This is a genomic window from Pseudoxanthomonas sp. LARHCG66, from assembly GCF_052871755.1.
The window spans coordinates 727278-738820 of the sequence record NZ_JBIXJW010000001.1; the positions used below are offsets into that span (position 1 = coordinate 727278).

Here is an 11543-nt window from a genome sequence, read left to right on the forward strand (position 1 = left end):
CGCGCCGTCGTGCGGAACGGCCGGTACCAGGCCATGCTCGCGCGGCGGAGGTATTCACCTTCCGGCGCGCGACACAACGCACAGCCAGAGCAGCCACGCGGCATAGCCGAGTCGCTGTGCCACGCCCGCCGGCATCCATTCGACCGCCAGCAGCGCGCTGAACAGCACGACCGCGGCCGCCGCAACGCTCGCCACCACCGTCGGGCGCCACCCGCCCTGCCCGCGCATGCCGAGGGCGAACAGCGCTGCACCCGGCACGAATGCCACCCACCACAACAGCCATGCGGTCGCGTGCAGGCTGCTCGCGTCGTTGTGCAGGTCTTCCGGGTCCAGCGGCAGCACGCCCAGCCCGGCGAAACCCAGCGCGGACAACAGCAGTAACTGCGCACCAACGCGGGCGGGCCATCCTGCATCGGCCGGCAACCGGTGCCTCAGGTCCAGCGCAGTGCCTGCGGCCAATATCCCCGTCAGCATGAAGCCCAGCAGGTTGAAGCCCAGCGCATGCGGCACGCCCTTCGCTCCCAGCACCGCCACCGGATGCCCGATCTGCGAGTAGCCCGACAGCGCCAAGCCGAAGCCCAGCACGGCGCAGGTGAAGGCGATCGCGGCGGCCACGCCGGTCAGGGGCAACAGGCGGGACGAGGGGATCGGCATGGCGTTCGCGACAGGAGGAGACGAGGTGTGCAGACGAACCGAGCCTGCACGCCGGGGACGCGCATCTTAGCGCCGGGGCCCTACTCCTTTTCCCAGCCGGTGCGGCCGCCCTGCGCGGCAGCCTGGTTTTCCTTGAGGTAATCCAGTGCCAGCGAGGCACTGCGGACCAGCATGCTGTTGTCGGCGGCGCCGAACGTCCAGGCACCCGCCATTCCCTTCGCATGCTGGTAGAACTCGGGCTCCGCGATCACTGCGCCAGTCGCCTGGTCGGTGAGCTTCACCTTCACCAGGATGCGCGAACTGCCCGCGAAGGCGCCCGCCCAGAACCGCGCACCCCCGCTGATGAAGCGGATCTTCTCGATGCGCGGCTCGATCACCAGCGTCCGCACGGGTGCATGCGTGGCAGGTGCCGCGTTGCGCTCTGCAACCCACACGCCCACGCGCTCGTCGAGGTTGCGCTGGAACGATGCCAGCGCCTCCTGGTTGGCCTTGTGCCCGGCATAGTCGGAGGCGAGCGTGGCGGGCTTGAGGTCGTAGCGGTCGAACTGTCCGAGTGCCTCGACCGGCGGCGGGTTCAACTCGGCTGACGCCTGGATTTCGTCCTTCGCCAGCGCCTGGCCGACGAAAGCCCATCCCAGCAACATGCCCACTACGACGCGACGCACATCCATCACAGCCTCCGGACCGATCATCGACGCGGCCGATGCCGCGGCGGCGACCTTAGCAGAGCGCCGCCGCGGGGCCCTATGCCAAAGGTTGCCAATGGAAAACGTCCTCCACGCCCACTCCGAAGGCCCGTGCGATACGGAAGGCCAGCTCCAGCGAGGGTGCGTAGCGCCCGGCTTCCAGCGCAATGATGGTCTGCCGTGTCACCCCGCAGGCATCGGCCAGGCCCTGCTGGGTCATTTCGCCGCGCTCAAAGCGAAGCCGCCGGATATCGTTGGCGATCGGCGTGCCGGTCATCGGCGGTCGCCCCCATGCGGCGGCGAAACCCGTGCTGACGCTTCACCACCATTCACGCCTGCGTCCCCCGCCGGTCCTTCCAGTACATCAGCGCGGTAGCCGCGTACTCGCAGAGCCACCCCCACATCAGCGCGAACACCAGCAGGTTGGCGATCATGAAGTGGGTCGCCCATGCCAGCCGGTCCGCGGGCGAGAACGCCAGCATCACCGCCAGGCCAATCAGGCAGAACGTCAGCGCACTGCGCCCCCAGCCGGCGGCCTGCTTCTCGATCTCGCGGTCGCGTTCGTCCTCCTGCACCCGCCCCTTCCAGCGTGCGCCCAGCACGCCGGTCAGCACGCTCCAGGCCACCAGCAGCAATACCAGGTTGCGCCCGACCGCGCGCGCATCCGGGTTGTCCCAGGCCGGGCCGGCGACGAACACCTGTGATTTGGCGAGGAAATAGCCGGTCGCCACCAGCATGAACGCCGTGCCCACCCAGGCCTTCCACTCGCCCGGCGACAGGCCGCGCTCGGCCTCGCCCATGGGCATGCGCGAAACCGCATACATCGACACCCAGGCCACGGTCACCAGTAGCGCGGTACCCCATTTGCCCAGGTCGACGCCCAGCAGGATTCCCGGACCGGCCAGCAGGGCCCAGAACGCCAGCAGGGCGCCGACAAGCAGCAACAGCCAACCACCGCGTCGCATATCCATCGACGTAACTCCTGCCAGACAAAATGTAATCCATAAATTACATTTCGGAGGGGCAATGTCAAATCCTTTTTACATCACCTTGTATCCTGCCCGCCGCGGCACCATGTGAACGCGACTTCCCCACCCGCCACGAGCGACCCGATGAGCGAGCTGCCCCACGTTTTCGATGCCACCACCGAGACCTTCGAGGCCGACGTCCTGCGCAAGTCGCTGGAAGTGCCGGTGCTGGTGGATTTCTGGGCCACGTGGTGCGGGCCGTGCAAGACCCTGGGGCCGATCCTCGAGAAGCTGGCGGGCGAGTACAACGGCGCCTTCCTGCTGGCCAAGGTGGATGTGGACAAGGAGCAGCAGATCGCGGCCGCCTTCCAGATCCGCTCGGTGCCCACCGTGTTCCTGGTCAAGGACGGACAGCTGGTGGACGGATTTCCGGGCGCCCTGCCGGAAGGCCAGCTGCGCGAGTTCCTGGCCTCGCACGGCGTCCTGCCGGCGGAGGCGGCCGACGCCCCGGTCGTGGACGCCCCGCTCGACCCCCAGGCGCAGGTCGCCGCCTTGCGCGAGGCCGTCGCGGCCGATCCGGACAAGGACGAACTGAAGCTCGATCTGGTCCTCGCCCTGCTGAAGACCGGCGAGGCCACCGAGGCCGAGCGCCTGCTCGACGCACTGCCCGCCAACCTTGCCACCGACGATCGCGCGGTCAAGGCCCGCGCCCGCCTTGGCTTCGCTGCCGCGCTGAAGGACGCACCGTCCGTCGAAGCGTTGCGCGCTGCGGTGACCGCGAACGCAGACGACCTGCGCGCACGCCACCTGCTGGGCGTGCGCGCCCTGGTGGAAGGCGACTCCGAGGCCGCGCTGGAACAGTTCCTGGAAGTGCTCAAGCGCGACCGCGCGTATGAGGAGGGATTGGCGCGGAAGAGCCTGATCGATGCGTTCCGCGTGATCGAAGACGAGGCCCTGGTCAGCCAGTACCGCCGCAAGATGTCCTCCCTGCTGTTCTGATTTCCGAATTGCCCCGTACCTGTCCCTTTTGCACGCGCAGTACCCATGAAGCCCACTACCCTGCGACACATCTTCAATGTCTGGCCGCCGTTCCTGTTCAGTGGCGTCCATGTCACCGAGATGGCCCAGGACTGGAGCTTCGCGCGCGTCGAACTGCGCATGCGCCCCTGGAACCGCAACTACGTGGGCACGCATTTCGGCGGCAGCCTGTTCGCCATGACCGATCCGTTCTGGATGATCCTGGCCAAGGAACGCCTGGGCCGGGACTACTACGTCTGGGACAAGGCGGCCGAGATCGAATTCGTGAAGCCCGGCAAGGGCACGCTGCATGCGGAATTCCGCCTGGACGAACGCGTGCTTGAGGAGATCCGCGCCGAGGCCGCCAACGGCCAGAAGCACCTGCGCTGGATGCCCGCGGATGTGTTCAACGCCCGGAACGAAGTCGTCGCGCGCGTGCGCAAGCAGATCTACGTGCGGCTGAAGCCCGAGGCGCGGCAGGCCGGCGGCTGATCCACCCGCCGCTGCACAGCATCCCGGCGATGGCGCTACGGCAAGGCCTGCGCTCCGGCCTACAATGGCGCCATGCCCCCCGACCATCCCACGCACCGTACTTCGGTGCAGAAGCTCTTCATCACCGGCCTGCTCACCCTGTTGCCCATCTGGCTGACGTGGGTGGTCATCAAGTTCGTGTTCGTGCTGCTGTCGGACATCAGCAAGCCGTGGGTCGAGCCGATGTCGCACCAGATCGCGGCGAACTTCCCCCAGTCGCTGGGCTGGTTCAACGGCCTGTGGGTACAGAACACGATTGCCATGATCGCCACGCTGTTCGTGATCCTGGCCGTGGGCGCATTGACGCGCCGCGTGGTCGGGCAGCGCCTGCTGCGCTGGTTCGAGGCGCTGATCGCACGCGTGCCGCTGGCGAACGTCATCTACACCAGCGCGCGCAAGCTGCTGGACATGCTGGAGACCAAGCCGGGCAGCACGCAGCGCGTGGTGCTGATCGATTTTCCGCACCGGGACATGAAATCGGTCGGCCTGGTGACGCGGGTGATCCGCGAGGAAGGCAGTGGCCGCGAGCTGGCGGCGGTCTACGTGCCCACCACGCCGAATCCGACCTCGGGCTATCTGGAGATCGTGCCGGTCGAGCTGCTGACGCCCACGGACTGGACCGTGGACCAGGCGATGAGCTTCATCATCTCCGGTGGTGCGGTGGCGCCGGAAACCATGCCGTTCACCCGCGCCGGGGACCGCTGAACCATGCATGCGCCGCGCACCCTGGATGATCGCGCGGTCCGTCTTTTCATCGTGCTGGCGGCGGTGTTCTGCGCCAACGCGGTGCTGGCCGAGTTCATCGGGGTCAAGATCTTCGCGCTGGAGGACACGCTGGGGATCGCGCCGCTGGAGTGGAACCTGTTCGGCCAGACCGGATCGCTCAGCTTCACGGCCGGCACGCTGTTGTGGCCGTTCGTGTTCATCCTTACCGACACCATCAACGAGTTCTTCGGCAAACGCGGCGTGCGCTTCATCTCGTGGCTGGCGGTGGCCCTGATCGTGTACGGCTTCTGCTTCGCCTTCGCCGCCATCGCACTGGCACCGGCGGGCTGGTGGGTCGAGGCCGCGCAGTCGCAGGGCGTGCCGGATTACCAGAAGGCCTTCGCCGCCATCTTCGGCCAGGGCATGTGGACCATCGCCGGCTCGGTGGTCGCGTTCCTGGCGGGGCAACTGATCGATGTATCGGTGTTCCATCGCATCCGCAACGCCACCGGCGAGCGCTGGGTATGGCTGCGCGCGACCGGCTCGACCGCGATCTCGCAGCTGGTGGACAGCTTCGTGGTGATCTACATCGCCTTCGTGCTGGGCCCGCAGAAGTGGCCGACTTCCCTGTTCCTCGCTGTGAGCACGGTGAACTACGCCTACAAGATGCTCGCCGCGATCGCGCTGATCCCGCTGCTGTACGTCATGCGCCACGGTATCCGCCGTTACCTGGGGCACGAACGCGAACGACAGCTGCGCCTGGAAGCCGCCACGGACTGACGCCCGCCACATGCGCTAGGCTTGCACCGTTTCATCGAGGCGAGGCGGCGATGAAGGCAACCTGGATGCTCGGAGTGCTGTTGATGACCGCAGGCAATGCCGGCGCCGAGACGCGCGAAGCCACGATCGACGCGTGGATGCGGGACTACACCGGCACGGTGGCCGGCGCATCGGTCCTCGTGCTTCACGAAGGCGACGCGGTGTTCCAGCGCAGCTATGGACTGGCCGATCTCGAGGCCGATGTCGCCGCGACGCCACAGACCAATTTCCGGCTGGCGTCGATCAGCAAGCAGTTCACGGCCGCTTGCATCCTGTTGTTGGCGGAAGAAGGCGCGCTGACCCTGGATGACCCCGTGCGCCGCTGGCTGCCAGCGTTGCCCGCAGCGACCGATGCGGTGACGCTCCGCCACCTGCTCAGCCATGCCTCCGGCGTGATCGACTACGAAGACCTGCTGCCCGAGGGCCAGGCCACCCAGGTGCATGACGCGGATGTGCTGCGGCTGCTCGAACGGGAGGATCGCCTCTACTTCACGCCGGGCAGCGACTATCGCTACAGCAACAGCGGCTACGCCCTGCTCGCGCTGGTGGTGGAACGCGCCTCGCGACAGCCGTTCGCCACCTTCCTGCGTACGCGCATCTTCGCGCCACTGGGCATGGACGCAACGGTTGCCCGCGAAGACGACGGCCCGGGCGTGGCCCATCGCGCATACGGCTACAGCCTCATGAATGGCACATGGCAGCGTACCGACCAGAGCACGACCAGTGCGGTGCTGGGCGATGGCGGCATCTATTCGTCCATCACCGACCTCGCACGCTGGGACGCCGCCTTGTATGACGACCGCCTGCTGGGTGCCGCATCGCGCACGCTGGCGTTCCAGCCCGCCAACGCCACCCCCGAGCCCGATGTGGCGCATTACGGATTCGGCTGGCGCCTGCAAGGGGGAATGCAGTGGCACTCCGGCGAGAGCATCGGCTTCCGCAATGTGCTGGTCCGCTTCCCCACGCAGCGCCTGACCGTGGTCGTGCTGACCAATCGCAACGCCCCGGAACCGTATCGCCTGGCGCGTCGCATCGCGGGATTGTGGGGCGCCTCGCCCTGATCCACAGGCCAGCGAGCCGACCTGGCGGACGAGGCTAATGTGACGTGAAAACCCGTCAAAACCGGCCAGTCGGTCAACGGTAAGCGCCTATAATTGTGACCGATTCAACATTTCGCAGCAGCAGAAGCGGGAGTAGGCGATGCACAAGTGGGCGATCCGAGGGAAAGGATGGCTGGGTTGCGGGCTGGCGATCCTGTTGCTGGCTTCGTGGTCGGCACAGGCACAGGACTGGGCCTACCGCGTACGCCCCGGCGACACGCTCTGGGACGTGACGGGTGCATACCTCAAGCCCACCATTCCCTGGCAGCGGCTGCAGGAACACAACGGCATCACCAACCCGTACGCGCTCGCACCTGGCTCGACCCTCCGCATTCCGCTGCAATGGCTGGACAGCCAGCCCGCCCGCGCCAAGGTCGTGGCCGTGCAGGGCAGCGCCGTCACCCGGACCACGGCGGCAGGAACCGATGCCCCCGTCACGGCCGGCATGTCGCTGGCCAGTGGCGCCGTGCTCAAGACCTCACCGGATGCATCGCTCAGCCTGCAGTTCGCCGACGGTTCGCGCCTGTTGCTGCTGGGCGGCAGTGAACTGCTGCTGGACCGCCTCACGCGTTTCGGCCGCTCCGGCATGGCCGACACACGCCTGCGCCTGCAACGCGGGCGCATCGGCAATGAAGTGCGCCGCCTGCGCGGACCTGCGGCCAACTTCATCGTCGACACGCCCAGTGCGTCCTCCGCGGTGAGGGGTACCCGGTTCCGCGTCGAGGCCGCTGACGGCCGCACGCACACCGAAGTCCTCGAAGGCCGCGTCGCCGTGAGTGCGCGCAGCCAGCGCGGCGCGCTGGTCCGTCCAGGGTTCGGCGCGGTAGTGGCGGCGGGTCAGGCGGCCGTCACACCCGTCAAGCTGCTGCCCGCACCCAAGCTCGCGCAGGCGCCGCTGCTGTCGCAGAGCACGCGCCCCGAGTTGGCCTGGCCGGCCGTGCCCGGCGCAACGCGGTATCGCGTGCAGGTGAGCGAAAGCGCCACCTTCGACAGCCTGCGGGTGGACGCGGAAAGCGATGCACCGGCCTTCACCCTGCCCGCGCTTGGCACCGGGCGCTATTTCGTCCGCGTGCGCTCGATCGGCGCAAACGGCCTGGAAGGCCGCGACGCCGTCGTGCAGGTCCGGATCGACGGCCAGCCCGTGCCGCCGTATTCCATCGCCCCGGCGGCGGCCAGCGTGGTCCGCACACCGGAGGTCACACTGAACTGGACCGGCGCACCCGACGCGGTCGCCTACGAGTACGAAGTCGCCGGCAGCGGCGGATACGCGCAGCCGGTCGCGCGTGCCCGCGTGGACGACGCCACCTCCGCCCGGCTTCCCGATACCCTCCCGCCGGGCGACTACACCTGGCGCATCCGCAGCGTGGATCGCCAGGGGAAGGCCGGCCCCTTCGGTGACAGCCTTGCCTTCACCCTGCGCCCCCTGGTCGAAGTAACGGCCATCGATGGCGGCGAAGCCGAAGCCGGCAACACGCGCGAGGTGACCTTCCGCTGGCCCGCCGGCCAGCCCGGCCAGCGCTACCGCTTCCAGATGTCGCGCACCCCGGACTTCAGCGAGGCACAGGTGGACATGCTGGTCGACCAGCCCGAAATCACGCTGCCGCGGCTGCGTGGTGGCACCTGGTACCTGCGTGCCCAGACGATCGATGTCGACGGATTCGAGGGCCCGGTCCCGGCGCCGCAGGTGATCGACGTGCCCTGCCGGTTGTGCCGCATTGGCGCTGGAGCAGGGGCATTGCTCATACTGCTCGCCCTGTGAGTACCGCCGCGCCCGCGCCCAAATGGAAATCCCGCCTGCTGACGGCGGTGGGCGCGGCTGCGCTGGCGATCCTGGTCACGCTGTCCGGTGTGACCATGGCCCCGGACGCCGCTGTCTATGACGGGCTGGTGCTGGGCGCGGCCCCGGATGCCGACCCCCGCATCGTGGTGGTCGACATCGACCAGAAGAGCCTGGCCGAGCTGGGCCGCTGGCCCTGGTCACGGCGCACGCATGCGCAACTGGTCGACCGGCTTCGGCTGGCCGGCGCGAAGGGCATCGCGTTCAATATCCTGCTGTCGGAGCCGGCCCTCTTCGATCCGGAAGGCGATGCGCTGCTGGCCCGCGCGATCAGCCGCAGTGGCCGCGTGGTGCTGCCGGTATTCGCCGAGCCCGTCCAGCTCAACGGTGCCACCGTCGAACTGATGCCGATCCCCGAGTTCGCCGCCTCGGCGGCTTCGCTGGGCCACGCCGAGATGGTGCTCGATGAGGATGGCGTGGCGCGCAGCGTCTATCTGCGTGCCGGCCTGGGTTCACCGCATTGGCCCTCACTGGCACTGGCACTGCTCCAGTTGGAGCAGCCGCCCGGCGCCAACACGGAGCTGCCGGGGCGCCGGCTGGTGGTGACCACCGACCTGGCGCCTGCATCGCCCTACGAGTGGGTGCGCGACCACGAGGTACGCGTGCCGTTCGCTGCGCCGCCCAACGCCTTCCGCCATGTGTCCTATACGGACGTCCTCAACCAGCGCATACCGGCCTCGCTCCTGCGCGGCAACTGGATCGTGGTGGGCGTGAGCGCGACCGGCATGGGGCCGATCGCCCGCGCGCCCGGCCAGCCGGTGGCCGCCAGCATGAGTGGCGCGGACTACCAGGCCAACCTGTTGAACATGCTGTTGAATGACGCCGCCATCACGCCGCTGGGGGAAGGTTGGCAGGCGGGCTTGTCCGCGGCGCTCGCGGCACTGCCGTTGTTGCTGTCCCTGCTGCCGGGGCTACGCCGCGTCTGGCTGCCCACGGTCCTGACCATGGCAGGCACCGTGGTGGTTTCAGTACTGCTGCTGCGCTACGGGCACATCTGGTTTTCTCCCGTGCCGGCATTGCTGGTGCTCGCGCTTGGCGCATCGCTGTGGATCTACCGCCTGCTTCGCAGGACGCACAAACAGGCGCAGTCGGATGCGTTGACGGGACTGGCCAACCGCACCCGCTTCGATCACGCGCTGGACCAGGAGTTGCGCGTGGCGCGCCGCAGCGGCCAGCCGCTGTCGCTGCTGGTGATGGATATCGACCACTTCAAGCAACTGAACGACACCCAGGGACACGCGGCTGGCGATGCCGCATTGAAGGCCCTGGGCCGCATCCTGCGCAGCCGTGCGCGGCGACCGCGCGACCTGGTTGCTCGCCTGGGTGGCGACGAGTTCGCGCTGCTGCTGCCGGAAACGTCGGCACAGGCGGCGGCAACCATCGCCACCACCATCCACGTGGATCTGGCCAACCAGGGCCGCAAACCCCACGGCACCAGCACGGGCACACCACCGCCGTTCACCGCCAGCATCGGCATCCACACCCACATGAGTGGCGACGACGCCGGGCCGGAAGACGTGTTCGATCGTGCAGACGCCGCGCTCTACCGGGCCAAGCAGGCCGGCCGCAACCGCAGCGTCAGCCACACCGGCGAGGCCGAACCGGTGGGAACGTCCGCCACGCGGGTCTGATGTCGGGTATTGGCGCCCGCACGGACCACGCCCCGGGCCTCAGACGTCCATCACCATTCCCGGCCTTGCGAGTTCCACCGGTGCGCCGTGGCGCTCCCCGATCTCGCCCGCGAGCGCTTCGCGTGCCTTGTCTTCGCCATGCACCAGCACCAGCGGCGGCGATGGCTGGAAGTTGTCGTACCACGCCAGCAGGCCGCGCTGATCGGTATGCGCGGACAGGCCACCGACCGTGTGGCGCTGGGCGTTGACGCGATAGTCGCGGCCGTGGATGCGGACCCACGATGCGCCATCCACCAGCCGCCGACCCAGCGTGCCTTGCGCCTGGTAGCCGACGAACACGATGTGGGCGTTGCGGCGCCCCAGGTTGTAGCGCAGGTGGTGCTGGATGCGCCCGCCATTGGCCATGCCGGAACCGGCGATGATGATGGCGCCGTTCTCGATCTGGTTGATGGCCATCGACTGCTGCGTGGTTTCCGACACATGCAGGTTGGGCAGGCGGAACGGATTGGGCGACTGCGACCACACCCGTCGCGCGTCCTCGTCGAACAGTCCATGGTGGCGCGCATAGACATTCACCACCTTGGCCGCCATCGGGCTGTCCAGGAAGATGCGCCAGCGCGACAGCTTCCACGCCTCCCAGTGCCGCGCGAACCAGTACAGCAGTTCCTGCGTGCGCCCCACCGCGAAAGCAGGTATCAGCACGTTGCCGCGATCGCGCCACGCATGGTCGAAGATCTCGCCGAGTTCGCGGATCGTCTCCGGGCGGTCGCGGTGGTTGCGGTCACCGTAGGTCGATTCCATCAGCAGCAGGTCGGCCTGCGTGACCACCGCAGGGTCGCGCAGGATCGGCGTGCCCTTCGGTCCCAGGTCGCCGGAGAACACCAGCTTGCGGCCTTCGGCCCACAGCTCGACGATGGCCGAGCCCAGGATGTGGCCCGCATCGCGCAGGGCGATGTCCACGCCCGGCAGGATGGTCGTGCGTTCGTCGTAGGGCAACGGCTGCACCTGGCGCAGGGTCGCGTGCACGTCCTGCGCGGAGAACAGGGGCTCTGCTTCCGGCTCGCCATGGCGGCGGTCGCGGTTGGCGCGCTCGGCCTCGGACTCGGACAGCGATGCCGTGTCCAGCAGCATGATCGGCAGCAGTTCCGCGCTGGCACCCTGGGTGTGGATGGGGCCACGGAATCCGCGCTTGACCAGCAGTGGCAGCCGGCCGATGTGGTCGATATGGGCGTGGCTCAGCACCACCGCGTCGAGCGTGGCCGGGTCGAACGGGAACGGCTCGGCATTGCGCGCCTCGGCCTCGCGACTCCCCTGGATCAGGCCGCAGTCCAGCAGGATGCGCTTGCCTGCCGCCTCGACCAGGTGCATGGAGCCGGTGACTTCGCCGGCGGCGCCGTGGAAATGGACCTGCATGCAAATGCCCTCCTCGAAGCTGCGCCCAGTATGTGCCCTGCGGGGCGGGGAGGCATGACCTTCGACACACCTGCCCTCCCCGGGACAGGCGTAGAGTCGCGGCACGCCCCCACTCAGGGGGTTCCTTTTTTCCATTGCCCTGCCCGGGGCCGGAGTAGAACGTGATTGCCCGCAAACCCCAG

Annotated in this window: 12 protein-coding genes; 7 read left to right on the forward strand and 5 right to left on the reverse strand. The window is 68.2% G+C overall.

Annotated elements, in window-relative coordinates; genetic code table 11:
• Positions 1–54 precede the first annotated feature (54 nt).
• From ACIPRS_RS03500 to ACIPRS_RS03515, 4 genes are all read right to left on the reverse strand, one after another.
• Positions 55–654: a DUF998 domain-containing protein gene (locus ACIPRS_RS03500; RefSeq protein WP_446537521.1), complete on the reverse strand. Its 600-nt coding sequence runs from the start codon at positions 652–654 to the stop codon at positions 55–57.
• 80 nt (positions 655–734) lie between these two features.
• The gene (locus ACIPRS_RS03505) at positions 735–1325 is read right to left on the reverse strand and encodes a hypothetical protein (RefSeq protein WP_446537522.1); all 591 of its coding nucleotides are present in this window, start codon (positions 1323–1325) and stop codon (positions 735–737) included.
• Between the two features lie 73 nt (positions 1326–1398).
• The gene (locus ACIPRS_RS03510) at positions 1399–1617 is read right to left on the reverse strand and encodes a helix-turn-helix transcriptional regulator (protein ID WP_142123772.1); all 219 of its coding nucleotides are present in this window, start codon (positions 1615–1617) and stop codon (positions 1399–1401) included.
• Positions 1618–1669: 52 nt separating this feature from the next.
• On the reverse strand, positions 1670–2311 hold the full coding sequence (locus ACIPRS_RS03515; RefSeq protein ID WP_446537523.1) for a hypothetical protein: 642 nt from the start codon (positions 2309–2311) through the stop codon (positions 1670–1672).
• A 141-nt stretch (positions 2312–2452) separates the two neighbouring features.
• Here ACIPRS_RS03515 and trxA point away from each other — a divergent pair, with 141 nt between their 5' ends.
• The 7 genes from trxA to ACIPRS_RS03550 all read left to right on the forward strand — a co-directional run bounded on the left by trxA (position 2453) and on the right by ACIPRS_RS03550 (position 9948).
• A complete protein-coding gene (gene trxA, locus ACIPRS_RS03520; protein ID WP_446537524.1) occupies positions 2453–3307 on the forward strand; it encodes a thioredoxin in 855 nt (284 codons plus the stop codon).
• Positions 3308–3352: 45 nt separating this feature from the next.
• The gene (locus ACIPRS_RS03525; protein WP_337730316.1) at positions 3353–3817 is read left to right on the forward strand and encodes a DUF4442 domain-containing protein; all 465 of its coding nucleotides are present in this window, start codon (positions 3353–3355) and stop codon (positions 3815–3817) included.
• A 72-nt stretch (positions 3818–3889) separates the two neighbouring features.
• Positions 3890–4561 (forward strand): DUF502 domain-containing protein, encoded by a 672-nt coding sequence (locus ACIPRS_RS03530; RefSeq protein ID WP_446537525.1) that lies wholly within the window; start codon positions 3890–3892, stop codon positions 4559–4561.
• Between the two features lie 3 nt (positions 4562–4564).
• The gene (locus ACIPRS_RS03535; RefSeq protein ID WP_337730318.1) at positions 4565–5341 is read left to right on the forward strand and encodes a queuosine precursor transporter; all 777 of its coding nucleotides are present in this window, start codon (positions 4565–4567) and stop codon (positions 5339–5341) included.
• Between the two features lie 50 nt (positions 5342–5391).
• Positions 5392–6441 (forward strand): serine hydrolase domain-containing protein, encoded by a 1050-nt coding sequence (locus tag ACIPRS_RS03540; RefSeq protein WP_446537526.1) that lies wholly within the window; start codon positions 5392–5394, stop codon positions 6439–6441.
• 139 nt (positions 6442–6580) lie between these two features.
• The gene (locus tag ACIPRS_RS03545) at positions 6581–8239 is read left to right on the forward strand and encodes a FecR domain-containing protein (RefSeq protein ID WP_446537527.1); all 1659 of its coding nucleotides are present in this window, start codon (positions 6581–6583) and stop codon (positions 8237–8239) included.
• Complete coding sequence (locus ACIPRS_RS03550; protein WP_446537528.1) at positions 8236–9948, forward strand: CHASE2 domain-containing protein; 1713 nt, start codon at positions 8236–8238, stop codon at positions 9946–9948. Before ACIPRS_RS03545 ends, ACIPRS_RS03550 begins: the two co-directional genes overlap by 4 nt.
• Positions 9949–9987: 39 nt before the next feature.
• Here the strand turns inward: ACIPRS_RS03550 and ACIPRS_RS03555 are convergent, their stop codons facing one another.
• Complete coding sequence (locus ACIPRS_RS03555) at positions 9988–11361, reverse strand: MBL fold metallo-hydrolase (protein WP_446537529.1); 1374 nt, start codon at positions 11359–11361, stop codon at positions 9988–9990.
• Positions 11362–11543: the final 182 nt, after the last annotated feature.

What these genes read in the sequence shown, in the direction of transcription:
- ACIPRS_RS03510 (WP_142123772.1), bottom strand. Translation starts at nt 1,617, where the DNA reads ATGACCGGCACGCCGATCGCCAACGATATCCGGCGGCTTCGCTTTGAG.
- trxA (WP_446537524.1), top strand. Translation starts at nt 2,453, where the DNA reads ATGAGCGAGCTGCCCCACGTTTTCGATGCCACCACCGAGACCTTCGAG.
- ACIPRS_RS03555 (WP_446537529.1), bottom strand. Translation starts at nt 11,361, where the DNA reads ATGCAGGTCCATTTCCACGGCGCCGCCGGCGAAGTCACCGGCTCCATG.
- ACIPRS_RS03505 (WP_446537522.1), bottom strand. Translation starts at nt 1,325, where the DNA reads ATGGATGTGCGTCGCGTCGTAGTGGGCATGTTGCTGGGATGGGCTTTC.
- ACIPRS_RS03525 (WP_337730316.1), top strand. Translation starts at nt 3,353, where the DNA reads ATGAAGCCCACTACCCTGCGACACATCTTCAATGTCTGGCCGCCGTTC.
- ACIPRS_RS03540 (WP_446537526.1), top strand. Translation starts at nt 5,392, where the DNA reads ATGAAGGCAACCTGGATGCTCGGAGTGCTGTTGATGACCGCAGGCAAT.
- ACIPRS_RS03515 (WP_446537523.1), bottom strand. Translation starts at nt 2,311, where the DNA reads ATGGATATGCGACGCGGTGGTTGGCTGTTGCTGCTTGTCGGCGCCCTG.
- ACIPRS_RS03535 (WP_337730318.1), top strand. Translation starts at nt 4,565, where the DNA reads ATGCATGCGCCGCGCACCCTGGATGATCGCGCGGTCCGTCTTTTCATC.
- ACIPRS_RS03500 (WP_446537521.1), bottom strand. Translation starts at nt 654, where the DNA reads ATGCCGATCCCCTCGTCCCGCCTGTTGCCCCTGACCGGCGTGGCCGCC.
- ACIPRS_RS03545 (WP_446537527.1), top strand. Translation starts at nt 6,581, where the DNA reads ATGCACAAGTGGGCGATCCGAGGGAAAGGATGGCTGGGTTGCGGGCTG.
- ACIPRS_RS03530 (WP_446537525.1), top strand. Translation starts at nt 3,890, where the DNA reads ATGCCCCCCGACCATCCCACGCACCGTACTTCGGTGCAGAAGCTCTTC.